The 22,320-nt window shown below is 48.3% G+C and carries 25 protein-coding genes and 1 pseudogene; 3 read left to right on the top strand and 23 right to left on the bottom strand.

The window, feature by feature from the left end; genetic code table 11:
• The first annotated feature begins 76 nt into the window (after nt 1-76).
• Complete coding sequence (locus SEML1_RS01115) at nt 77-382, top strand: DUF5663 domain-containing protein (protein ID WP_146555271.1); 306 nt, start codon at nt 77-79, stop codon at nt 380-382.
• Nucleotides 383-471: 89 nt separating this feature from the next.
• On the opposite strand, the gene SEML1_RS01110 is transcribed toward SEML1_RS01115, so the two are convergent.
• The 4 genes from SEML1_RS01110 to SEML1_RS01095 all read right to left on the bottom strand — a co-directional run bounded on the left by SEML1_RS01110 (nt 472) and on the right by SEML1_RS01095 (nt 5,089).
• A complete protein-coding gene (locus tag SEML1_RS01110) occupies nt 472-1,308 on the bottom strand; it encodes an undecaprenyl-diphosphate phosphatase (protein ID WP_376754220.1) in 837 nt (278 codons plus the stop codon).
• A gap of 39 nt (nt 1,309-1,347) precedes the next feature.
• A complete protein-coding gene (locus SEML1_RS01105; RefSeq protein ID WP_376754219.1) occupies nt 1,348-2,685 on the bottom strand; it encodes a PspC domain-containing protein in 1,338 nt (445 codons plus the stop codon).
• On the bottom strand, nt 2,682-3,083 hold the full coding sequence (locus SEML1_RS01100; protein WP_376754218.1) for a PadR family transcriptional regulator: 402 nt from the start codon (nt 3,081-3,083) through the stop codon (nt 2,682-2,684). Before SEML1_RS01100 ends, SEML1_RS01105 begins: the two co-directional genes overlap by 4 nt.
• 158 nt (nt 3,084-3,241) lie before the next feature.
• Nucleotides 3,242-5,089: a DUF2207 domain-containing protein gene (locus tag SEML1_RS01095; RefSeq protein WP_376754217.1), complete on the bottom strand. Its 1,848-nt coding sequence runs from the start codon at nt 5,087-5,089 to the stop codon at nt 3,242-3,244.
• A gap of 133 nt (nt 5,090-5,222) precedes the next feature.
• Between SEML1_RS01095 and SEML1_RS01090 the strand changes: the two are divergent.
• Nucleotides 5,223-6,255, top strand: a pseudogene (locus SEML1_RS01090) (zinc-dependent alcohol dehydrogenase family protein).
• Between the two features lie 91 nt (nt 6,256-6,346).
• On the opposite strand, the gene SEML1_RS01085 reads toward SEML1_RS01090, so the two are convergent.
• The 17 genes from SEML1_RS01085 to SEML1_RS01005 all read right to left on the bottom strand — a co-directional run bounded on the left by SEML1_RS01085 (nt 6,347) and on the right by SEML1_RS01005 (nt 20,713).
• Nucleotides 6,347-6,931, bottom strand: coding sequence for a non-canonical purine NTP pyrophosphatase (locus SEML1_RS01085; protein WP_376754216.1), 585 nt, complete (start codon nt 6,929-6,931; stop codon nt 6,347-6,349).
• A gap of 16 nt (nt 6,932-6,947) precedes the next feature.
• Entirely contained in the window at nt 6,948-7,433 is a 486-nt protein-coding gene (locus SEML1_RS01080) for a hypothetical protein (RefSeq protein WP_376754215.1), read from the bottom strand.
• Entirely contained in the window at nt 7,420-7,902 is a 483-nt protein-coding gene (locus tag SEML1_RS01075) for an NUDIX domain-containing protein (RefSeq protein ID WP_376754214.1), read from the bottom strand. Before SEML1_RS01075 ends, SEML1_RS01080 begins: the two co-directional genes overlap by 14 nt.
• Before the next feature lie 190 nt (nt 7,903-8,092).
• Nucleotides 8,093-8,584 (bottom strand): Maf family protein, encoded by a 492-nt coding sequence (locus SEML1_RS01070; protein ID WP_376754213.1) that lies wholly within the window; start codon nt 8,582-8,584, stop codon nt 8,093-8,095.
• Nucleotides 8,585-8,739: 155 nt separating this feature from the next.
• Nucleotides 8,740-10,245, bottom strand: coding sequence for a lysine--tRNA ligase (locus SEML1_RS01065; protein WP_376754212.1), 1,506 nt, complete (start codon nt 10,243-10,245; stop codon nt 8,740-8,742).
• Nucleotides 10,246-10,342: 97 nt separating this feature from the next.
• On the bottom strand, nt 10,343-10,798 hold the full coding sequence (gene greA / locus SEML1_RS01060; protein ID WP_376754211.1) for a transcription elongation factor GreA: 456 nt from the start codon (nt 10,796-10,798) through the stop codon (nt 10,343-10,345).
• Between the two features lie 94 nt (nt 10,799-10,892).
• Nucleotides 10,893-12,131 (bottom strand): proline--tRNA ligase, encoded by a 1,239-nt coding sequence (locus SEML1_RS01055; RefSeq protein ID WP_376754210.1) that lies wholly within the window; start codon nt 12,129-12,131, stop codon nt 10,893-10,895.
• A gap of 49 nt (nt 12,132-12,180) precedes the next feature.
• Nucleotides 12,181-12,915, bottom strand: a complete 735-nt coding sequence (locus SEML1_RS01050) for a CPBP family intramembrane glutamic endopeptidase (RefSeq protein WP_376754209.1) — start codon at nt 12,913-12,915, stop codon at nt 12,181-12,183.
• Complete coding sequence (locus SEML1_RS01045; RefSeq protein ID WP_376754208.1) at nt 12,912-14,072, bottom strand: M50 family metallopeptidase; 1,161 nt, start codon at nt 14,070-14,072, stop codon at nt 12,912-12,914. Before SEML1_RS01045 ends, SEML1_RS01050 begins: the two co-directional genes overlap by 4 nt.
• The gene (uppS, locus tag SEML1_RS01040) at nt 14,073-14,768 is read right to left on the bottom strand and encodes a polyprenyl diphosphate synthase (RefSeq protein WP_376754207.1); all 696 of its coding nucleotides are present in this window, start codon (nt 14,766-14,768) and stop codon (nt 14,073-14,075) included. It abuts the gene before it with no gap.
• Nucleotides 14,769-15,323 carry a ribosome recycling factor gene (frr, locus tag SEML1_RS01035; RefSeq protein WP_376754206.1) on the bottom strand — a complete coding sequence of 185 codons (555 nt, stop codon included), beginning with the start codon at nt 15,321-15,323 and terminating at the stop codon, nt 14,769-14,771.
• Between the two features lie 25 nt (nt 15,324-15,348).
• Nucleotides 15,349-16,056, bottom strand: a complete 708-nt coding sequence (locus SEML1_RS01030; protein ID WP_376754205.1) for a hypothetical protein — start codon at nt 16,054-16,056, stop codon at nt 15,349-15,351.
• Between the two features lie 61 nt (nt 16,057-16,117).
• On the bottom strand, nt 16,118-16,714 hold the full coding sequence (gene tsf / locus SEML1_RS01025; RefSeq protein ID WP_376754204.1) for a translation elongation factor Ts: 597 nt from the start codon (nt 16,712-16,714) through the stop codon (nt 16,118-16,120).
• Nucleotides 16,715-16,723: 9 nt separating this feature from the next.
• Nucleotides 16,724-17,419 carry a 30S ribosomal protein S2 gene (gene rpsB, locus SEML1_RS01020; RefSeq protein WP_376754203.1) on the bottom strand — a complete coding sequence of 232 codons (696 nt, stop codon included), beginning with the start codon at nt 17,417-17,419 and terminating at the stop codon, nt 16,724-16,726.
• A gap of 142 nt (nt 17,420-17,561) precedes the next feature.
• The gene (locus SEML1_RS01015; protein WP_376754202.1) at nt 17,562-17,930 is read right to left on the bottom strand and encodes a hypothetical protein; all 369 of its coding nucleotides are present in this window, start codon (nt 17,928-17,930) and stop codon (nt 17,562-17,564) included.
• A 614-nt stretch (nt 17,931-18,544) separates the two neighbouring features.
• Nucleotides 18,545-19,606, bottom strand: coding sequence for a hypothetical protein (locus tag SEML1_RS01010; RefSeq protein ID WP_376754201.1), 1,062 nt, complete (start codon nt 19,604-19,606; stop codon nt 18,545-18,547).
• A gap of 141 nt (nt 19,607-19,747) precedes the next feature.
• On the bottom strand, nt 19,748-20,713 hold the full coding sequence (locus SEML1_RS01005) for a hypothetical protein (RefSeq protein ID WP_376754200.1): 966 nt from the start codon (nt 20,711-20,713) through the stop codon (nt 19,748-19,750).
• Between the two features lie 159 nt (nt 20,714-20,872).
• Here SEML1_RS01005 and SEML1_RS01000 point away from each other — a divergent pair, with 159 nt between their 5' ends.
• Nucleotides 20,873-21,274 (top strand): type B 50S ribosomal protein L31, encoded by a 402-nt coding sequence (locus tag SEML1_RS01000; protein WP_376754199.1) that lies wholly within the window; start codon nt 20,873-20,875, stop codon nt 21,272-21,274.
• Nucleotides 21,275-21,281: 7 nt separating this feature from the next.
• Here the strand turns inward: SEML1_RS01000 and SEML1_RS00995 are convergent, their stop codons facing one another.
• Nucleotides 21,282-21,953 carry a uracil-DNA glycosylase gene (locus SEML1_RS00995; RefSeq protein ID WP_376754198.1) on the bottom strand — a complete coding sequence of 224 codons (672 nt, stop codon included), beginning with the start codon at nt 21,951-21,953 and terminating at the stop codon, nt 21,282-21,284.
• Entirely contained in the window at nt 21,887-22,261 is a 375-nt protein-coding gene (locus SEML1_RS00990; RefSeq protein WP_376754197.1) for a hypothetical protein, read from the bottom strand. The genes SEML1_RS00995 and SEML1_RS00990 overlap by 67 nt, the downstream gene beginning before the upstream one ends.
• Nucleotides 22,262-22,320 lie beyond the last annotated feature (59 nt).

Below are 22,320 nucleotides of genomic sequence, written 5' to 3'. Positions count from 1 at the left end.
AAAACCGTAGACGTAATGATACTTAATTAGCCACACCCACCTATCAACCTATAAATAACCAGAAAAGGATATTCTTATGCCAGTACTTAGCAAAACAGTTCTCACAAATCTAGGAATTAACCTAAGCGACGAAGCTTTCGCTTCCCTCTCCGAACACTTTGAGGAAACGCTTGATACGCGAGTATTTGACGAAATCGCTTACGAGTTATCGCCTGAACAGGCGCATGAGCTTGCCTCAATGAGAGATGCAGGCGATAGTGAAATCGTGCAATGGCTGCAAACAAACGTACCGGACTTTGCAGATATTGTCTCCGACGAAGTCGACATCCTGCTCGGCGAGATTGCTGAGAATAGCGAAAATATTGCTGGTAACAATAACTAAAACTTAGCGCTAGCCAAAACAGGGTCAACAACCACAGCAGTTGACCCTGTTTTTAGTTTATTATGATTCTAGATCTTGTTTGATTTTAGCTATACCGCAGATATCACGCCGCGCGCGAGCAATACAACCACTAATCCTCCAAGTGCCACGCGATACCAAATAAACGCCGAGAAATTATTATGAGCAACATATTTCAGCAGCCACGCAATGACAGCATAACCAACAACAGCTGATACAGCCGTCGCAAGCAGCGTGTTTCCCCACCCCACGCCAGCAGCGATATGTTTGTGCTCAGTAACTGCTTGCAGCGCACCCGCCGCTATAAGCGCTGGAATACCAAGAAAGAAACTTAGTTTTGTTACCGCTACACGATCAAAACCACGCAGCAAGCCAGCGGAAATCGTCGCGCCAGAACGGCTCACGCCAGGAATCAACGCGAGACATTGCGCTACACCAATAATCAACGTATCGTGCCACGTTGTGTCAGTCTCGGCACGCTTTGTTTTACCATACACATCTGCCAGCCACATCACAACGCTCCAGCCAATCAGCGCAAATGCGACGAACCACAGGCTGCGCAGTACCGTCTCAATCTCATCCTTGAATGCTAGACCAACAACTGCAATCGGCACCGAGCCAATGATAATCGCCCAGCCATACGCATAATCAAATTTACGCCGAGCACGCCCCCACCATAAACCGCGCCACCATGCACTCAGCACGCGCCAAATATCGCTCCAAAAGTACACGACCGCGGCAGCAATCGCACCAATCTGTATCACCGCAGTAAACGCCGTTAAGCTTGCATCGTTCAGGTTCATGCCCATTAGCTTTTCGACAATCGTTAAATGGCCCGTTGAAGAGACCGGCAAAAACTCCGTAATGCCTTCAACAATTCCCAGGATGATCGCTTGCCACCACGCCACAACTAAAACTGCCTCTTCATTTCACGTATTATAACCAAGTTACTCGGCAAGTTCAAATTGATTCGTATCACCCGTAATAATATCGACCGGGCCATAGAACACAACACGCGCCCAATTAAAGCCGCTGCCGCACAGCATGCCGGTGCGCGAGCCAAGCAAAAATGCTGCGCCAGCAGAGCCATTTACGCACCGGCCACTGTATTTATGACTGACATCAACGTACAATACGTCGCCTCGTCGATCAAATTTGACTTCTGGCTTTTCCGCGCCTTTCAGATCCATGTAGTGCAGTTCGGCGCGCGTCGGTTCGCTTGATTTTTTATACTGCAAGCTAAGATGCATAGCGTCATCTTTCATTCTGATAGATTTTACGCTCGTCATATCTGGCAAATCTAATTTTACTACTCTTGTTAAGCGTTTTACGTCGCGCGGTAATTCCGTACTCGCTTGTAGTCCGAAGATCGCTGTACTTGAAATCGCGAGCGAACCGATGATCAACGCCGCCAGCATACCCAGTACTACTGGCCGGCGCGTGCGCCATGTCAACGCCATCGTTGCAAACAAACCGCACAGCAGCACGAGTGCTATACCGCCGATGATCAGCGATATCAGCATGCCTAATACATACGGCTGCGCCGTAAAGCCATCGAGCAACCCGATAATTGAGAAACCAGACCAACCGCCGACTACAAGCGCAATCAGGAAGCCTGCCATCATTATTAATGCAATCACACCCGTCGTGATGCCGATACATTTTCTCACAATCTCGCTACCATTGCCGGCAATATCCTGACTCGCTATTTTGCCCATTGAAAAGTTCTTCAAACTGTCCAACGTAACTGGTTCACCGCGCATCTGTAATTTATCGGCTGCTGTTTTCGCTTCGGGAACCACGAGCCACAATATAATATAGACAAGCACTGCTGTGCCAAACGACACAAACAATAATCCGACCGCGATAAGCCGCACGAGCACAACATCAATACCAAAATATGCCGCCAAGCCGCTGCATACGCCGCCGAGCATACCCTGCTGCGTATCGCGCATGAGGCGTTTCGGCGGCTTATGGCGCGTATCATTTGGAGATTCTGCGGCTTCGTCCGATGACTCGCGCGTTTCGCCGTTTTCCGAGAATTCTTTTGGATCGCCCATCTGCGTTTTCAACGCATTGACGTCATCAAGCGAAATAACACCATCTTTTGCGACGCCGCGCTCCGCTAGCAGCTCAACCATGCGCGCCTCAATTTCCCGCATTGCCTCCGGCTCGGCTTGCATTGTTTTTTCGATTGCAGCTAAATACTTTTCAAGTGCTTTTTTCGCATCGATTTCTACGCTGTACGGCGTTTTCGCCAAGTGCATTCTGGTAACTTCTTTCACGACTTCGCTCCTTTCTCTAGCGTTTTTAGCGTCGAATTTAGCGTCTTGACACGCTGTTTTAGTTCAATCATGACGTGTTGTCCATACTCTGTGAGGGCATAATATTTGCGCGGCGGCCCCTGTTCGCTTTCCTGCCAATCGTAGCGCAACAAGCCATCACGCTGCAGCCGCCCAAGGAGCGGATAAATTGTCCCTTCCACTACGACAAGCTCTGCTTGATGTAACCGCTTGATGAGATCGCCTGTATAGTGCGGCTGCTGCGCGCAAATCACAAGCACGCAATACGCCAAAAATCCTTTGCGCAACTGCGTCGCGAGTTGATCGGCGTAGCCTTCTGCGCTTTTGGTTGGCTGCGGCGGCTGATTGATTGCGCCGCTAGAATCTGCATTTTGATCCATGCATACTCCTTTCGTTATCATCCGAAGATTGTCTTCGTTAGTTCTATGTTATACATAGTATTATAAAAAGTCAAGCAACAGTGTATTTTTGTTGTTCTAGGCTACCGGCACCGTCACCTTTTAGCTCGAGTTTCTCTCATTACGTGCAGCCGGCAAGATCACCAGCCGCCGACGCCGCCTCCTCCACCGCCGCCGCCAGCAAATCCACCGCCCGATGAACCGCCGAAGCTTGACGACGAGCTAACGCTGCTGACCATACTGCTTGCGCCAATTTCCGAAAAATCCGATGTCAATTGAGAAAGAATTGCGATACTTACGCCAAGTGATACGTCGTCTGCCGTTATCCAATCTGGCGACTCGTTCGACTCTTCGTACAACTGCCCAAGCCGCTTATTCCACTCTCGTTCGCAGCCAAAAATGATCGCGTACGGCAAGCAGCGTTCGTATAACCGCACAAGCGCGCCGTTATCGCTCGCTACGTCGCCCACTTTGTCCGCCCCTTCCGGACTTTGCAGCATACGCAGTTGGTCGGCTTCGGCGGCATTAATATACAGTTTTAGCCCCCGCAAATAGCGTTTTAATTCTTCGCCCTGCACGCTCAGCCGATTCTGCGCGCAGCGCGACATAATAGCTGCAATAGCAACGTTTAGAATAGCAGCACCAGCACATGCTATAGCCGCAAGAGGCGAAATATTCCCGCCTTCAGCATCGTCACCCGATAGCCATAGTATTATGAGGAATATCGCAACAACAAACGCCAATGATGCGGACAGCCACGCTGTATAAAACGACACCTCTTTGCGGCTGTACAAGAATAATTCACCCCGCTTTATTCTACGGCATAACGACAAGAACCGCGACGATACAGAGTAGCTTTTCTGCTTAATTTGCCTAAATGTCCGCTCCGTTCCTACGGCCAAATCATTGCCGAATATTGACGCAGCAAGAGTTCGTTCATGTTTGGTTGTGCCGGCGAACGATTTTTTTACCACAAACATATAATCATGCTTGCCCGTGCCTGTCTGACGAATTTCAATAATGTGGCGCACCGCCCAGTCAACCACTTGCGCCGACAGCGCCTTACCGAAATTATGCCACCCTAAAACTGCTATCGACTCAACAACCGAGCGATCGGCGGGTGGGACATATTCCGGCGCAACCGGCTGGCGCCGGATCGCGGCCGCCTGTGCCAATTCTTCAGCAAATTTCTTTTTCCACTTGCGCGAACAAAATGCTAGTACGACAATACCCACGCCGAACATGGCTGCCATTCCGGTCAAAATAATATTTGGCAGCCGCTCGCGCAGCGACGGCTGGTACGCGGCGAACGTTCCCGGCTCAAATCCAAGCGCGATCGTCACACCCTGATACTGCCCGAGGTTATTCGCGTGCAGCGAATACTCCAAGCCTGAGATTGTCGATTCGCATGTATTTTTTGCTTGCAGCGCACCATAATAGCACTGTATATTTGTTTTTGCTTTGCCAGCAAGTGCTGCGTCCAGTTTGAGTGTCACTGTTGCCGACGCCACTGGTACGGGAGAGTCTACTCCAATTGCATTCCAATAGAATTCGTCTTTTTGCGTATCGCTATAGTATCGTGTAACGTCGCGCTGCGTGTAAGTGATAACGTATGTTTTTGTGCCGCTGACATACGCGTTTTTATTGCCGACGCGAAGCGTGTTGCCATTCTGATGATATTCAAGATCAACGCCACGTTCGTCTTTCACCGACTCTAATGTAAAATTCGTCGCATGCCCATCGTATTTCTTCACAAATTGGCGCGTGATACCGTGGTTTTGGTCCGGCGGAAAATCTGCAGTAATCGTTTCGGTCGTTTTGAGTGTTGAATGATTATTGCGGTCGCGCCCCAGCTCTAACCGTACGTCATAATTCGTAATCGTAAAGTTGTTTGTATCGCGCGTATTGCCGTGCGCCGCTATCGCGCAACTCGCGCCCAACAGTACAAACACTACCATGATAATACCACCGAAGATCACCCGCTTCATATGCTTAAGTATACTATTGAATGATCAGCCAACCAAATAACAGATCAAAACACATCATCTCTAAAAAACAATCTTTGCATACGTTAATTTTTACCATAAGCGTTATAATAGATACAGAAGATGGGAGGATACTATGAAAGCAGCAATTTTCAAACAACCAGGCTTAGTCGTATGCGAAAACATTGACAAGCCAACGATACAACAACCGACCGACGCTATCATCCGAGTGGTGCGGGCGTGCGTGTGCGGCAGCGACCTGTGGTTTTACCGCGGCATCAGCGAAATGCCGAGCGGTAGTCAAGTCGGGCATGAAGGCATTGGCGTCGTCGATCAAGTCGGCGAAAACGTCAAAAATTTCAAACCAGGCGATTTCGTCATTATCCCGTTTGGGCTAAGCGACGGTACATGCGCGAATTGCCGCGCTGGGCGCCAGACTAACTGTCTGCATGGCGATTGGTATCACACCGGACAAAGCGAATATTCGTATGTACCGCTTGCCGATGGGTCACTGTATAAAATCCCCGACGGCAATTACTCCGACGAGCAGCTCGCCTCTATCCTCACCGTTAGCGACGTCATGGGAACCGGCTATCATGCCGCGGTTATGGCACGCGTTAAGCCAGGCGACACCGTAGCGGTCGTCGGCGACGGCGCAGTAGGACTATGCGGCGTGATAGCATCTAAAATGCTGGGGGCTAAACGGATTATTTTAATGAGCCGGCACGACGATCGCCAAGCCCTGGGCCGCGAATTTGGCGCCACCGACGTTATACCTGAGCGCGGCGAAGCTGGAGAAGCCAGCGTAAAGGACCTAACCGATGAAGGTGTCGGCGTTGATGCAGTATTAGAATGTGTTGGTAGCGATGCTTCAATGCAGACAGCTATCAATATTGCCCGTCCTGGCGCTACGGTCGGGACTGTCGGAATACCGCACAACGTAACAATCCCGTTTGAGAAAATTTTCTTTGGTACAGTTGGCATCCATGGCGGTCCGGCCCCGACACGAGCATATGCGCCATTACTGCTTGATGCTGTACTCAAAGGCGATATCAATCCTGGGCGAGTTTTCACTTACGCGACCACGCTTGATAATATCAACGAAGCCTACCAAAAAAATGGATCAGCGCCAAGCAATTAAATCGCTGCTAAAAATTAGCGAAGTTTAGATTAGTTTTTAGTTTTATTTAAGACGCAAAGCGATTTACTGCCAGACTTTTCGAGTACCGCGCATATGGACTTTGGGCGGCGACGGTTTCATCACGACTTCTTTACTAAAGAATCTCGCAGTTTTGCAAACACGTCGGCCTCTTCAATTGACGCTAAATATTCCTGCCATTCATCGTCATCCAACTCTGCCAAACTCCTGCCTGGAAAAGTATCATAACCGTATACATACAATAGCTCCGTCCAGCCGTGCAAGTTATCGCCGCGCGGCTCATCGGTGATAAATCCGACCTCGTCCGCTGTTAGAATCGTGTCGCTTTCGCCGTCGAAATAACCGAGCCCAAACGAAAATACTGCCCGGCGATCGGTTTCACCTGCCATGAGCTTAATTAAACCTTTATAGCTAAAGCTGTCCAATAGCAATTTAACGAATGGACCCGGAAAACCGCCCAGCGCCGGAATGAAAAAGCCGCGGTCGTCGACTACTAATCGCTTGCCTGGAAAAGCGTGCTTAGCTTGTATGAGCTTCGCTTCAGTAATTTTGCGGATATCCAAGTCGCGCCCCTCGTCGAAGTCGTACTCTAGCTGCCGTAGATCAACCCCTAGTGGTACGAGAAGATTTTTCAGGCTGGCGAATTTTTGCGAATTTGAGGTAGCGAAATAAATTATATTGTTCATTTAAGTTAATTATTAACTACCACACCCGCTTCGTCAATCGATTAACACCGTTGTATTGCTGTACGATTGGTAATTCTTCAGGGACGAGTATTTTAACGTCTTGCTCAACTTGCTCACGGTCGTCAGCGGCATGCATGTAATTAGGGTAACTCATTTGTTTTTCGCGGTCGAATTCACAGGGTAGAGCAAATTGATCACGAATTGACAACTTAACATCCATCAGTCTATCAATTGCTTCAATTCCCAATACGCCCATAGTTCGCACCGTTGTGCCGATCAAACGAGCAGCGCCCTGAATTTTCCAAATATCGTTCAAATCGTCCCTGATATCAAATAAGATTGGTTGATGTTCGCGTAGATTTAGATAACTCATGAAAACGTCTTTTGTCCAAATAAGCTCTAAATCTTGTTGTTCCAACTGTCTACGAACCTCCGCCTCGCATGCGCCATCAATCCCTTCTGACTTAATGTACCCGAAGCTGACCTCCTTACTTCTCACCATATGCCCGTAAAATCGTCGTCAGACTCACGCTGTGACGGAAATTAATTTTATCAATTTCACTCAAATCTACCCATTCCGGCGTACCGTGCGTGTAAGTTTTTTCGCTCGCGGTAATTCTGTCGTTACTGATTTCGCCGCGTAACTGGCTGTGTGTAAAATAAAGCTGAATCGATTGATTAGCTTTTGACTCGGCGTTACGCTTAAAAAAGGTCGTCGCCTGATGGATAATTTTATCTGGCATCATGGCAAGCCCAGTCTCTTCTTTGACTTCGCGAATAATAGCCTCTTCAATTGTTTCGCCTTTTTCAACGCCGCCGCCAATTAAGCTGTAGCCGTCCCACTGACGCGTCAACAAAATTTTGCCATTTTCGATAATAACAGCATACACGCCAACGCGAATATTTAGCTCGTTGACCGGCACGGTATATTGACTACCAAAGACGTCTTTACAAATTATAGATTTGGTCATGATTACTCCTTTTAATTAAATCGATAATTATCAATTAGCTCTATGTCTAACAAATCCTTATCAGAATCTCACTTCAGCTTCCACTCTCAAGTATAATCAATATTTTTATAACCGACTTGGTGCAACAATAATCGCACCTTGTCAAGCGGCAAGCCAAGTGCGCCCAAATACGACCCTTCTATCCTCTCAACTAGCGTGAATCCGGGCGCATCAACATGGAAACCGAGTGCCGCATTACGCCGAACTGAGCCTGCCACACGTGCCCAAACTTTTCTAGTGTTGTTCTACCAAAATTCGTATAAGTTATTTTCGTTTCGGTAGTGTCCGTATGAAATTTACTCCGATGAGCAACGCATATGACCGTATAAATTGTGACTGTTTGGCCAGATTGGCTTAAACACATCTTCATCGTTTCTTCTGTAGTTTTAGCCTTATGCAACCGCGACCCATCTGGTAAAACTCCAAATGTATCAGCAGCAATGATAAACTCATTAGGATACACTAAAGATAACTTTTTGGCTTTTGCTCGCGCCAGCAATATTACCGTTTCTTTAGCGTTTAGACTGGGGTGGGCATTTTCGATAGAACACTCATCAACATCAGCCGGCATAGCTATATACTCTAATCCGTTTCTATCCATCAAACTACGTTTCGTGCTTGATTTTGTTGCTAGAATCAACATATTTTTCTCCTGCTCATGATTTTTTCTAGCGATGAATATTCCCCAAGGATAATCAATATTAGGGTATTCATCATAAAGCCGCGATTCAATGGCCTTTTGGAACCGAGGGCAGTAACATCAAAAGGAGACTGCCGCGAATTGTAACTTACATACACTCACTGTAATTCTGCTTCTGAATAAATCGCCTTGGTCACCTCGTCAATCTCATGGCGCAGCTGTGGGAACGGTACACCCTCGCGAGCTGTTACACCTTCAAAGATCCAAAACACACGCTCGCTCCAGCCCCAGCCGCACGCCGGCGGCATACCGTATTCCAGCATCTCCACATAATCAATGTCTAACATCATTGCCTCGTCGTCGCCAGCGTCGCGCATTCGCTGCTGCTCGACGAAGCGGTTCAACTGGTCGATCGGGTCGTTTAATTCCGAAAAACCATTGCCTAGCTCGCTGCCAGCGATAATTGGCTGAAAGCGCTCCACCGACTGTGGGTTGTCTGGGTTTGCTTTAGATAACGGCGAGATAAACTTCGGCGTATTAACCAGCCAGACTGGCCCCGCCACACTTTTACGAATATTTTTCCAAAGTTTGTCAATGCCGCGCGGGATGGAATCGGTCTTTTCGACCTCGAGACTATGCTCCTTCAACTTCGCCGCCACTTCGTCAATTGTCGTATGATACACATCGATTCCGTAATGCTGAGCGATCACCTCAGCATAATCCCAGACATCCCATTTGCCGCTCATATCAACCTCAAACTCGCCAAGCCGAAAGTGTAACGTGCCGAAAGTTTTTTGCAGCACATCCTTGTACATATTCTCCATAAAGCGCATGCCCTGCCGCCAGTCCCAATAGGCAGCGTACCACTCCATGGCGATGTGCTCCGGCAAGTGCTCGTCGCTGTAGTTCTCATTGCGAAAGCGCGGACCGAGATCGTAGACTTTCTCAAAACCGGCGCCAATCAAACGCTTGAGGGGCAATTCATGGCTAATACGCAAGTAAAACTGCTGGTCGTCCAGCGCGTCCATATGGGTCACAAACGGGTTGGCGTCAGCGCCGCCGGTAGTGTGCTCTAATACCGGCACATTCACCTCGGTAAAGCCGTGCTGATTGAGATAATCGCGCGTTGCCTGCCAAAATTTGCTGCGGCGAATGAAGCGCTGGCGCACTTCGGGATTAACATTCATATCAACATAGCGGCGACGAAATCGCTCTTCTTTATTGTCAAGTTTCTCCGGCATCGGGCGCAAAGATTTTGTTAACAATCGTAATTCATGCACGCCTACCGACTTTTCGCCGGTTTTCGTGACCACCATTTCCCCTGTTGCCTGAACGAAATCGCCAGTATCAAGTAATTTTAGCTGCTTCATGCCCAGTACGCCGCGGCTTGCATCCAACCCTGCCACATCATCTTTTTGCAAATACAACTGCACATCGCCGCTCGCATCGCGCAATTTAATAAACGCTAATTTGCCAAAGCTGCGAATTGACACGATCCGCCCCGCCACGCTGACCGTCTGCCCTATTAGCTCGTCAAATTTTTCAACTACTTCGGCGCAAGTATGCGTCCGCTCAGCGTGCGCCGGATACGGATCAACGCCTAGCTCGCGTAGCGCAGCTAATTTCCGCAACCGTTCATTTCGATAATCTTGTAGTGTCGCCATAATTATCTTTAGTATAGCAGATTAGCTATTCGCCCGCATAAAAACGGCCGCACAGCACCATAAGCGACCGCTTATGTTTTATCTATTGCTCGGGAACTTACGCGATTGATTTAACCGTATACACCGTCTCGCCTTTTGGCGTCGTGATTGTTGCGGTTTCACCGACCGATTTGCCCATCAACGCAGCGCCAAGCGGCGATTCATCGCTAATTTTACCGCTGATCGGATCAGCCTCGACCGGTCCAACCACCGAATACTCCATTGTCTTGCCGTTCGCTTCAATTGCCACGCGGCTGCCAAGACACACCGTATGGTTCGCGCCGCTCTTGATTTCCTCGGCGTTTTGCAAAATATCTTCAATTTCAGCGATACGTGTTTCTACGAGTCCCTGCTCCTCGCGGGCGCTATCGTACTCGGCGTTTTCACTTAAATCGCCGTACTCGCGCGCTTCAGCAATTTTATCGGCAATTTCGCCGCGGCGGCCTTTCAGATCCGCCAATTCCGCCTCTAGCTCGTTGCGTCCCGCTTGTGTAATCTGATACGTTTTCTTCATACTTATTACCTCCTATTTACAGACCTCGCCAAGAGAAGACCTAATCTATCTGACTAGTGTTGTTTTCTCGCAGTTTCGAGCCGTCTTGATAAGATTACTTCAGTGTAGCAAGCAGTTCGTCTGTCGTCAAGAGCTGCCGTTCGCCGCTTGCGCGCATAGCAACTTCCCATTTTTTACCATCAAGCAAACGATCGCTTACCGTCACGCGCAGCGGGATACCCATCAACTCGGCGTCGGCAAATTTAACGCCCGGACGTTCATCGCGTTCGTCGTATAGAACCTCAACGCCTTGCGCCCCGAGCGTCTCATACAGCTCGTCAGCTGCAGCGCGCGATTTCTCGCCAATTTGCACCAGGTAGACTCGCGCCGGTGCGATATTCTCCGGCCAAATTAATCCTTTTTCGTCAGCAAATTTTTCAACAATCACGCCCATCACGCGCGTAATACCAATGCCGTAGCTACCCATATACGCATAGTGCTGCACGCCATCGCTGCCTGTGAAAACGAGATTCATCTCTTCGGATTTTTGCGTGCCAAAGTTAAAGATATTACCGACTTCCGCCGTCTTGACTTTTTCTAGCTCATTACGCTTAATGCCAAGCTCTTTCACAGCGTCGTCCAGCACTTCCTCGTTCACCGCAATATTCTTACCGCGATGCAAGTAAATGTAGTCCTCTCCCGCCTCGCAAATTGTCTGAAATTCGTGGCTAAATTTTGTAAAGGCGCCGCCGCTGGCAAACGTCACATACGTATCATCACCGATGCCAAACCGATCATAGCACCGCTTGTACGCTTCAATCACTTGGTCGTAGTACGCATCTAGATCTTCTTTCGCCGCATGCACTGAATACATATCTTTCATAATAAACTCGCGCCCGCGCATGATACCGCTTTTGGCGCGCAGCTCGTTGCGCAGTTTATTCTGGAATTGATACACACTGATCGGCAAATCCTTATAGCTTTTTAAATAACTCCGCAGCAATTCAACGATCGGCTCTTCATGCGTCCAACCAAACCCAACGTCCGTGCCATCTTGCAAGGTAGACTTAAACCACACATCAACCAACTCATCACTCCATCGTCCAGTCTCCTGCCATAACTCTTTGCGCTGCAACGTACTCATGATTAACTCTTGGCTGCCGATCGCATTCATTTCCTCGCGCACAATTTGCTTGATGTTTTCAAGTACACGTAGACCAAGCGGCGTATACGAGTACACGCCGGCCATCGTCTTAAAGACAAAGCCGGCACGAATCAGCAGCTGCGCATTGCGTGCCACCTCATCGGCAGGCGCTTGTTTTGTTGTTCTAGTGAAATTTTTCGATAATCGCATATTCTGTATTGTACCCTGTTCTCTAGCGCTTGCCTAGCCTCTCTGCATATCACGCCGCTACAAACACAACATAAAATGCAACGAAATTTTTGATAACATGCACTAAAAATCCCGCCCAAATGCTTTCAGTTTTCTCGCGCAATACGCACATTACCAGGCTTAGAGCAAATACATCAACCGCAACGTTCCACTGCATATGCGCCGCTCCAAACAATGCGCTTATAATTATTGCCGCCAGCCACCAGGGCAATCGCAGCGAACGCAGCCGTCCGTACAATATACCACGAAACAGTAATTCCTCGAAAAATGGCGTCGCGATAACAAGCACTAAAAACGCCATTAATAAATCATACGAATATAGCTTGCCGAGCCCCGTATCCTGCGCCTGGTTGATATCAAACCCCGGAACTGACCGCGCAATCGCGAGTAGCAGAACAGTCAATACGAGATACGCAAATACCCCGACAATACTTAGCCCGATATCACGCCAATCAAGCAGCCGCCATAATCCCATATCGCGGCGCGAGAGAGCCTGCTGCAGCCGCCAAGCGCCCGCAAGCAAAAACGCAACAATAATCATATACACCACGACGCGCTGCGCTAACGTTAACACCGTCTGGTTTGCAAACGGCAAAGCGCCGATTTTTAATAGCGCCCAGAACAATCCGCTCGACAGATACGCCGCTACAACATACGCAGCAACTACACCGCCAATCCATGCCAATACGCCAATCCATTGCTTTTTATTAAATGTAAGGTGCGGTCTTTTTAGTACTACTTTCATAATAATTTCGCCACATCCGACACCGTTACAAACACAACCAGGAGCAGAAGCACTAAAAATCCTGTGCCGTGAATTTTTTCTTCGCGCTCTTTGGTGAGCGGTTTTTTCAATAGTCGAAACGCCGCCGTCACAAACCATCGCCCGCCGTCAAGCGCTGGGATCGGTAGTATATTCATCACAGCAAGCGTGAGCGAAATAAGCGCTGTCATCATCACGACATAACGCACACCCGCGCGCTCCGCCGCTGGAAACAGGATACCAAATATACTCAAGGGACCGCCGACGCTTTGGCTCGCCGAACTTAGTTTTTGATTTGCCTGTTTTTGCGCCGAGTCGTTTGGCATCAGTTTCATAACTAAGCCAGACACGCCATCGCCGATCACCTGCCCCAATCCTTGCAGCGTGATTCCCGTCAGCTGCGCTGTCACGCCAATGCCGACAATCGGCGCCGACCATGTTGATTGCGTAAATCGCTCCTGCGACAAGCCGGCGCCCAAATAACCGCGCTTGTCGTCATTCGTGTTGCGAAGCGCTACGTGCGCTACCCGTTCCGCGCCATCGCGTTTATACGCCACACGCACCATCTCGCCCTTATGCGTCGCAGCCACCTCTGAAAGCTGCGCGCTCGTCTCAATTTTTTCGCCGTTCACGGAAATAACCGCATCGCCCGACTTCAGCCCCGCGCTCTCTGCCGGCAAGTCTTTCTCAATACTCGCAAGCACAACGGGATTATAGACGACACGCGTATCGCCCGCCACGGTAAACTGATGCGGAACAAGCTGCGGCAGGCCAAACCATGCCAATAGCATCAGCAATACTGCCGCAGTCAGCCAATTCATCGCTACGCCAGCGAGCAAAATTTTTGTTTTCTGCCAAAACGTCGCCGCACCGTAATCGCCAGGTTTTTTATCATCGTCATGTTCGCCCTGTAATTTCACAAACCCGCCAAGGGGCAGCCAATTCACGCTGTATACTACGTTTTTGCCCAAAAAACTTTTCTTTACTTTCTTTTTGTACGCCGCCGGCGGAAATCCGATACCAAATTCCTCAACGCGCACGCCGTTCCGGCGCGCCACCAGCGCATGCCCTAATTCGTGCAACACCACCAAAATCGTGAGTGCAATAACTCCTATCACAATACCCCACACTAAATTCATTTATCCTCCAAATCGTCGTGATCGTTTTGCGTATTCTTTTAGTATAGCGGTTACGTCGCGCTTTGTCATGTCGGGCCAAGCTTTTTTAATAAAGATCAGCTCGCTGTAAGCGCTGCGCCATAGCATAAAGTTGCTTAAGCGCTGCTCGCCGCTTGTTCGCACGATCAAGTCGCACGGCGGCACATCAGGCGTATATAAGAACTGCTCGAAAATTTGCGCCGTAACTTTTTTCTGCGCCGACAATGTTTTGCGCAACCGATTCACTGCATCAATAATCTCTTGGTGCCCGCCATAGTTGAACGATAAAATGACCGTACCATTTGTTAAGTCTTTCGTCGCTGCTTCTGCCTTATCAATTGCCTTCTTGACGCGCCGGCTTAAGCGTATGCGCGTTCCTGCTACACGCAGCCGTATACCGCGCTCAACGAAAACCGGCAAGTCTTCCGATAGCAATTTCACGACCAAATCCATCAGATATTTTACTTCCGGACCGCTTCGGTGCCAATTTTCGGTGCTAAATATATACGCGCTCACGTACGGCACGCCGCGGTCGATTGTATCAAGCACGATGTCTTTGACTTTCTCGTACCCGGCCTCGTGCCCCGTTTGCGAAGCAAGCCCGCGCGCTCTTGCCCAGCGCCGGTTGCCGTCAACGATATAACCGACGTGTGTCGGAGTACTGCCTCGCTCGCTCATTTAGACTGTCAAAATATCCTTTTCTTTTGCCTTGAACGTCGCTTCCAGTTTGTCTTGAAATTCGCTCATCAAACGGTCAAATTCTTTTTCAATCGTTTTCAGATCGTCTTCGGACAACTCTTTCGCTTCTTTCATACGCTTCGCCTCTTTTAGACCTTCCTGGCGAACATTGCGCAGAGCAATCCGCGCCTCTTCAACCTTTTCACCCGCCTGCTTCACGAGTTGCTTGCGCCGCTCTTCGGTGAGTGCCGGTACAGGCACGCGCACAATGCGGCCGTCATCGCTCGGATTAAATCCTAAACTTTGATCGGTGCGGATCGCCGCCGCAATCGCCTGAATATTACTCGGATCAAACGGCGTAATCTGCAACAATTGCGCTTCCGGCGCCGTCACGTTTGCCACCTGATTGAGCGGCATCAGCGTACCATACGCCTCTACTCTGATACCATCAAGCATATTTGGGTGCGCCCGACCAGTGCGAATCTTCGCAAGTTCCGCTTCAAAATGCTCTAACGCGCTTGTCATTTTTAATTCATATTCGTCCGTACTAAACATGTTACCTCCATTTCCTTCTAGTATACTAATTTATTTGCGCAATTCCCAGTAACGACGCTCGCCGGCTATATCCGTCGCGTAGTACATACGCCGAACGAAAGTCTTCATGGTACGGAACTTCGCGGTACGCCCGCGCATCGTAAATCAGCCATATATCAAGCGGAACATGCGGGCGCTCCGCCACACGCTGTCCAATTGTGTGGTATAAGCGAAACAACGCATCAGTGCTATGAAATGTCATAAACGGTATAAAGGGAATACCGACAATATCATAAGGTTTTTTGTGGTCAATCGTGTATGGCAGTCCGCCCGCCTCTTTTATTTTCTTAACAAATGCGGCTCTCCCGCGTTCCGACACAAATTTCCGTGACTGCAAACCGCATACAATTATATCTTGATACATATATCTATGCAGAAATACAATATCAATATAGCGCGAAATCTCGTATGTTTTGATGCGATCTGGCGACATGCCAACGAACGGATTATTGGCAAAATCATATTGATACGCCGGAATATCAAGATGTATAATTCCGTCTGTATCTTCGCTCAGTTGATCGCGTAACTGCGCCAACTCATCATCAACATCTTTATGATTATCAATCCGCTCATGGTCAAGAAACACCTCGCTTTCATGACGCAAATCAACGTCGTCTTTGTCCGACTCGTGTTCATCAGGTATCCATTCCGGATTCGGAGTGAAATTAAAGCTGCTCTCAAAGCTTCGCGGCATATCTCTATCATATCAAAATACCCCGCGTAAAATCACGGGGTATCTTAATCTTAACAGGTCGTTATTCTGTCACGCCAAGCTCAATCCGCTTAAATTGGCTGACGCGCACATTCTCGCCGCGCAGCACAATTTGTTCTTTGATGAGTTCGCCGACCGTTTTGCTATCGTCAAGCACAAACGCCTGCTCAGCCAATACTTGCTCAGCGAAGTACTTCTTAAGCTGTCCGTCGACGATCTGCTCGCGCATAGCTTCTGGCTTGCTTTTTAGGCTTTCGCTTTCAAGCAATTCAGTTTTTTTCGCTTCGTAGACGTCGCTCGGAATATCGTCCATTGTAGCGTATTTCGGCGCCATCGCCGCAATTTGCATAGCGATTTGATGAGCAAACTCCTTAAATTCCGGCAAGCGCGCTACAAAATCTGTCTCGCAGTTTACCTCAACGATCACGCCGATCCGCCCCGAATGCACATAGCTTTCAATCAACCCTTCGCGCGTTTCGCGGTCGCCTTTTTTCTCTGCTTTGGTCAAGCCTTTTTTGCGCAGCGCTTCAAGCGCTTTGTCAAAATCGCCCTCTGCCTCAACCAGCGCTTTTTTCGCGTCTGTCAAACCGATGCCGGTTAATTCCTTCAGTTTCTTAATATCTTCAATCGTTACAGCCACGACGCCCTCCTAATTCTCTTTATTCTTGCCTTCGGCAATTGCCTGCACAAAGTAGTCCGCAAGCAATTGCAGCCCCTTAATTGCATCATCATTGCCTGGAATCGGATATTCAACACGCGATGGATCGGCATTCGTATCAACAATACCGACCACCGGAATATTGAGGTTGCGCGCTTCGTTGATCGCATTCGCATCAGTGAGAACATCAAACACGACAAGCGCTGCCGGGCGTCCGTTCATATTCTTGATGCCGTCATACTTCAGATTCAGGCTATCAATCTCTTCCTGAAAACGCTGGACTTCCAGCTTGTTGTAGCGCTTTTCTAAATCGCCCGACGCCATGCGGCGTTCTAAATCCTTAAGTTTTTTCACCTGGGCGTTTGTTGTTGCGACGTTCGTCAGCATACCGCCGATCCAACGTTCAGTAACATACGGCATACCAGTCTGCTCGGCAGCAGCCTTTGCGATCGCTTTTGCCTGCTTCTTCGTACCAACAAACAAGATCGGCTTACCTGTCGCTGCGACTTTCGTCAAAAACGGCAACGCTTTATCAAGCGCTTCAACCGTTTTTGTTAAGTCAATAATGTGCGACCCTTGCCGCTTACTATGAATATATGGTGCCATCTTTGGATGCCACCGGCTTGTTTTGTGCCCAAAATGGACGCCAGCTTCAAACAAAGCTTTGATATCTACCTGCACGGTCATATCTATTACTCCTTTGCCTCACCCGCCACGATATGGAGTTTTGGCGGGTTGTGTCGTTAAAATTTAGTTACTTTTTTATTATACCATGTGCACAATTTTTATCAATAGCTAGAAAAGCCACCGCTATTGGAGTCGGATCGTTTTACCATCCTCTTTCAGAAGAAGGTGCCGTAGCGTGGCGAACAGCCGCCTCCTTAGCCGCACCAGCGCCAGCACGGACTCCAGCAGCCGCGGATGTCATTAGATCATGCTGTATCCCCACCCCTGTTACTACGCGGAGAACTCCCATTCCCAACTTACGCTTGCTCGTAACTCTGCGGTTCTCAACATCTATACCATATTTCTCTCCAAGTGTACTAGCCGCTTCTCTTACAGCAGCCTTGCCGCCTTCACGGAGCATATCGCCAGCCGCCGCGATACCACGACTCGCTAGCTGCTCCCGATTCTCGTAGATATCTTGCGCACTATACCCTCTCACTGCTTGCGACACATCCCCAACCGTATCAATCACACTCCCTACAGCCGCAACAGTATTACTGTGTCTTTCTGCAAATTGGAATGCTTTACTTCCACGGATAGCCCCCCATTCTGTCAGCAGCTCCATCTATAGCACTTGCGACTCTTGCTGCAAATCCATCATTTGATTCAGCCGGAGCCTGCTGCCCTACAAAGTTACCAGGCTGCCCTATACAGCGCCGCGTGGCGATCCAAATCCAAAAGAGGCTGGCCGATCTACAGTTGATGGCTGCGGGGCATTATTAAACGACCCGTTTCCCCATGACGTCGCCGGCTCTCGGCTAAATGATGGAAATGATCCAACTTGCTCAGACTGCCCAGCTCTACCAGTGCCAAAAGCATTCGGAACACTGTCAAAGTGTGCCCCCGAAGAAGCTGCTAATTGTTCTGTCCCCGCACTCCACGATGCATTAGCGGCTGGAAATCGGTTGAAGTTTCTCATGATTATAAAAGACCTTTTTTGATTGTGTTTGTTTTACTAGATTGTTATGCTTGTATACTAGCAGATTATTGTTTAATTGTCAATATAGTTGCTAAAGAGTACTGTTGGCGCCCTGCTGTTTCGCCCTAGCGTCTACGCCGCTAAAATTCAATCTTCAATACGATAAGCTAAAACGCCATACCGCCGTCAAACCCATCAGGAAATCCTTTTTTTGGAACATCTTGGTTCTCGTCCTGTTTTTTACGCGCCTCCACACGCTCATGCGCATGAATAAGCTCGTCTTCGGAAAACGGGAAAGACTCATCCAAAGATCCCTGCAACATAAACTTTAAGTAACATCTATTAAGAAGCTTGTCTCTCTGCTCTCCTGGCAACGCCTGAACTCTATCAACAACAATGTCTCTTATACCATCATCTACGTCTCTGATAGTAATGTTAGGTATTTTTGCGCGCCAAACTCCGACATAAATCTCTCCCAAACTAGAGTAACCCAAATCTAATTTCCCATACTGCACCAAACGACTAAATGCCTCCTCCGAAAAACCAGCCTTTTCAGCTATTTCTTCCGCCCAAAATACAACAGCGCCCTTGTTAAACTTATCAAGATTCTCTAACGTAAACTCGTACTTGCCCATGCCTACTTCATTCAATTCCCTGCTTTTCTCTAAAAAATTAACTTGTTTATACGACACCGGCATAAAAACAGTCTCTGTATCTACATGAGCACGCACATTTCCATCATCCTCCATCCTACAGATTGCAAATAAATCATCGCCAAGTTCATATGTATAGTTAGCCGCTGTTTCTTTGTCTTCTGATGCCGCAAACGAAAAGTTATTTCTCTCGCCTATACCTATATCAGCTCCAGCGAGTCCTTCTGCTGCACGCGTCGCCGCCGAGTCTAACCGCGCCTGGACAAATTCCGGCATTCTTCCGCCATGCTTGCCTAGCACAACCTTGCTCATCCTTTGCGATGTACCGTACATTCCTTGCTGCCACGTGCCACATCTTTCTTGTGCAGCACCTGCCCGATCGTTTGAGTGGCCTTGTCCGTTGTTATCAATAACGATACCCGGCTCGTAGAATAAATATGGCGTCTTTTTCACTACATCATCAATTGTAATGCCAAAACAACTATCGCCATAGAAGCAACGCGTGCTATCACCGGTAAAATGAATGAGTCCTCCAGATGAGCTGCCTTCCTTTTGTGCGCCATTACCTTCCCTCATAGATCGAGGCAAAAGTCCGCCACTTTCCGTGACTGCTATATAATCGCCCGAGTAAACCATCACCGTCCCCGAGCACAATAAATTAAATTCAGTTAGTCCTATAGCTCTTTTGGCAGCCGTGTCTACATAATTGCCATGGTATCAGTAATCACCACCAGTGAGATCGTGCACCATTTTGTCTATCTGCTGCATCTGGCGAACATCCGTCTCGGAAATATACAGATCTGCTATAGTCGTCAGTTTTCCTTGACTGTCAGGTCTAATAATATCGTGTTTTAGTGCTATATCCGCCACTTGGTGAGCTAGCTCACCATCAATATCGTGCTCGCTGTTACTACCAACTTGCAAGAGAGACTCTTCAATCTTATTAAATCCGCTCTTTCTTAAATTTACTTGCTCTTGGACATCCTTGACGTCTTCTTCATCTAATAACTCTATGTCTATGATCGGGCACCTCGCTTCGCCAAATTCATCAATAATCTCTGTGCCAAGCCGCTGCTCCTCGGGAATAGCCATTAAATCTTGAGCTTCTTTATAATATTCCTTATACAGCTTATGGTCGTAGCCTCCTACGTATCCATCGTAAGTCTTTACTACCAGCTTTCTATCTATCAGCTGTACTCCATCCGAAAAAAGTTCCGGCTTTATTTTTCTTTCATGCTCTTTTTCTTGCAGTTCCCGCGCTACCTCATCAGTATCCACGCCGGCCTGCTCTACTACACTAACAACGGCTTCTGTGCTATCTATATTAGCGGCTGCAATAGCCTCTAGCTGTTCAGCGGTTTTCGGCTGGTCTCCCGGGAGGCTAACCTCTGCTATTACCGCAGCGATCGCCGCTTCCTTTGCGCCAGACTCTATACTTTTTGCACCATCCATCACTACATCCGCCACGATACTATCTACCGCTTCGTTTGTAGTTTCCGGTGTTGAATTTTGTTGCTCAGCTACCTCATTATACAGCTCCTTGATCGTATCAGATTCAGACCGAACCATTTCTACTCGCCACTGCAACTCATTGAGCTGTTCTTGCGCAGGCGTCACAATCTTGACGTCACCCGTCAAGTAGCTTGGAAAATCATGAGGAGTTTTTATTTTGTTGTTATTCATGATTGTAAAAATGTTTCATGCTTGCTAGGCGCAGGCACGATTTGCTCATGTCTTACATTTCATTTACTTTATGCCTATTCCTATTATTATAAATAATATCATGAATACGAACGGTTAAACGGTTGTATTTTACTGAGTTATTTGGTAGAATAGACAGCTATGAAAAGCAGTATTCACCCACAAGACTATCGCCTGGTCGTATTTAGCGACGAACAAGCAGGCTTCGCGTTCTTGACTCGTTCAACGGCGCAAACAACAGAAACAATCAAGTGGAAAGACGGTAAAACCTATCCGCTTGTTAAAGTCCATATTTCATCGGCTTCGCACCCATTCTTCACAGGCGAGGAAAAGATTATTGATACCGAAGGCCGCGTCGATCGATTCAAGGCTCGCCAGGCTGCCGCAGAAGCACATCGCGTTCAGTTAGCAAATAAGGCGAAGAAAAAGAATGCAAAAAAAATCGCCAAGGCTAAAGCCACTAACGATGATCAGCAATCAACCAAAAAGGCTTCTGCGAAAACTAAAGCTGCAAAAAAAGATAACAAAGACAACGATAAGTAAGGGTTTCTTATTCGCGTTCGCGGATTTGCCAATCAACCGCGCCGCGGCCGGTTTTCTCTAAAAACTCATTAGCCCGCGAGAACGGCCGGCTGCCGAAGAAACCGCGGTCGGCGGAAAATGGCGACGGATGCGGGCTCGCAATTTTTAGATGGCGCGGATTAGTGATTTTCTGCCCCACTTTTTGGGCATGCGCACCCCACAGCAGAAACACTAATGGCTGTTCAAATTCATTCAAAAATTCTAAGAGGTGTTCAGAGAATTCCATCCAACCAAGACCAGCGTGGCTTGCCGGCTTGCCGCGTTCAACGCTCCATGACGTGTTCATAAGCAACACGCCGCGCTTCGCCCACTCTTCTAAAAAACCGCTCTTAGGAATATCGCACCCCAAATCATCATGCAGTTCTTTAAAAATATTCTGCAAACTCGGCGGCACCGGCACACCCGGTCGCACCGAAAAACACATGCCATGCGCCTGCCCTGGCCCATGATACGGGTCCTGCCCAATGATTACGACTTTTGTCGTTTCAAGCGGACACTGAGCAAAACATGAGAACATGTCTGGTCTGAGCGGGTATACGTCTTTAACTTTGCGTTCGGCGTCTACCCGATTCATCAGCCGGCGAAAGTACGGCTGCTCGGCTTCATGCTCAACAAATTGGCGCCAAGAAGAAAATGCCATGCCTCCAGTGTAGCACGACCTTTTACGGAACAACAACGCTTGCTATTCTCTGATTCTTTCGAACCGCACTGATCAAGAAAACGATCTACTTCGTCAAGAACTTCGCTGTAGCCAGGATCGTTATCGTCTAGCATGACAACTGACACTAACCGGTTTAGCGAAGATGCAGTATACCCCTTAACAGCGTCTAAGCGCAACGGCGTCAGACAACCATTTTCAACGAGCGCTCCATAACGAGCATTCTCGCCGATACCAATAGTATCTTCATCTAATTTTTCACCAGCAATACCCAGTCGGAACAGCACCATATAACCCGACTGGTGGGATTTCCTATTGTTATCCAGCAAACTATCTTTCTCATCATATA

Source organism: Candidatus Saccharimonadaceae bacterium ML1 (assembly GCA_030253535.1).
Taxonomy (GTDB): Bacteria; Patescibacteriota; Saccharimonadia; order Saccharimonadales; family Saccharimonadaceae; genus Saccharimonas; species Saccharimonas epibionticum.
This window is presented reverse-complemented; position numbering and strand designations above follow the sequence as displayed.

What these genes read in the sequence shown, in the direction of transcription:
- SEML1_RS01055 (WP_376754210.1), bottom strand. Translation starts at nt 12,131, where the DNA reads ATGCGATTATCGAAAAATTTCACTAGAACAACAAAACAAGCGCCTGCC.
- rpsB (WP_376754203.1), bottom strand. Translation starts at nt 17,419, where the DNA reads ATGACCGTGCAGGTAGATATCAAAGCTTTGTTTGAAGCTGGCGTCCAT.
- SEML1_RS01065 (WP_376754212.1), bottom strand. Translation starts at nt 10,245, where the DNA reads ATGGCGACACTACAAGATTATCGAAATGAACGGTTGCGGAAATTAGCT.
- SEML1_RS01000 (WP_376754199.1), top strand. Translation starts at nt 20,873, where the DNA reads ATGAAAAGCAGTATTCACCCACAAGACTATCGCCTGGTCGTATTTAGC.
- SEML1_RS01085 (WP_376754216.1), bottom strand. Translation starts at nt 6,931, where the DNA reads ATGAACAATATAATTTATTTCGCTACCTCAAATTCGCAAAAATTCGCC.
- uppS (WP_376754207.1), bottom strand. Translation starts at nt 14,768, where the DNA reads ATGAGCGAGCGAGGCAGTACTCCGACACACGTCGGTTATATCGTTGAC.
- SEML1_RS01030 (WP_376754205.1), bottom strand. Translation starts at nt 16,056, where the DNA reads ATGCCGCGAAGCTTTGAGAGCAGCTTTAATTTCACTCCGAATCCGGAA.
- SEML1_RS01045 (WP_376754208.1), bottom strand. Translation starts at nt 14,072, where the DNA reads ATGAATTTAGTGTGGGGTATTGTGATAGGAGTTATTGCACTCACGATT.
- greA (WP_376754211.1), bottom strand. Translation starts at nt 10,798, where the DNA reads ATGAAGAAAACGTATCAGATTACACAAGCGGGACGCAACGAGCTAGAG.
- frr (WP_376754206.1), bottom strand. Translation starts at nt 15,323, where the DNA reads ATGTTTAGTACGGACGAATATGAATTAAAAATGACAAGCGCGTTAGAG.
- SEML1_RS01080 (WP_376754215.1), bottom strand. Translation starts at nt 7,433, where the DNA reads ATGGTGAGAAGTAAGGAGGTCAGCTTCGGGTACATTAAGTCAGAAGGG.
- SEML1_RS01100 (WP_376754218.1), bottom strand. Translation starts at nt 3,083, where the DNA reads ATGGATCAAAATGCAGATTCTAGCGGCGCAATCAATCAGCCGCCGCAG.
- SEML1_RS01095 (WP_376754217.1), bottom strand. Translation starts at nt 5,089, where the DNA reads ATGAAGCGGGTGATCTTCGGTGGTATTATCATGGTAGTGTTTGTACTG.
- SEML1_RS00990 (WP_376754197.1), bottom strand. Translation starts at nt 22,261, where the DNA reads ATGGTGCTGTTCCGACTGGGTATTGCTGGTGAAAAATTAGATGAAGAT.
- SEML1_RS01005 (WP_376754200.1), bottom strand. Translation starts at nt 20,713, where the DNA reads ATGAATAACAACAAAATAAAAACTCCTCATGATTTTCCAAGCTACTTG.
- SEML1_RS01010 (WP_376754201.1), bottom strand. Translation starts at nt 19,606, where the DNA reads ATGAGGGAAGGTAATGGCGCACAAAAGGAAGGCAGCTCATCTGGAGGA.
- SEML1_RS00995 (WP_376754198.1), bottom strand. Translation starts at nt 21,953, where the DNA reads ATGGCATTTTCTTCTTGGCGCCAATTTGTTGAGCATGAAGCCGAGCAG.
- SEML1_RS01070 (WP_376754213.1), bottom strand. Translation starts at nt 8,584, where the DNA reads ATGTTGATTCTAGCAACAAAATCAAGCACGAAACGTAGTTTGATGGAT.
- SEML1_RS01115 (WP_146555271.1), top strand. Translation starts at nt 77, where the DNA reads ATGCCAGTACTTAGCAAAACAGTTCTCACAAATCTAGGAATTAACCTA.
- SEML1_RS01050 (WP_376754209.1), bottom strand. Translation starts at nt 12,915, where the DNA reads ATGAAAGTAGTACTAAAAAGACCGCACCTTACATTTAATAAAAAGCAA.
- SEML1_RS01075 (WP_376754214.1), bottom strand. Translation starts at nt 7,902, where the DNA reads ATGACCAAATCTATAATTTGTAAAGACGTCTTTGGTAGTCAATATACC.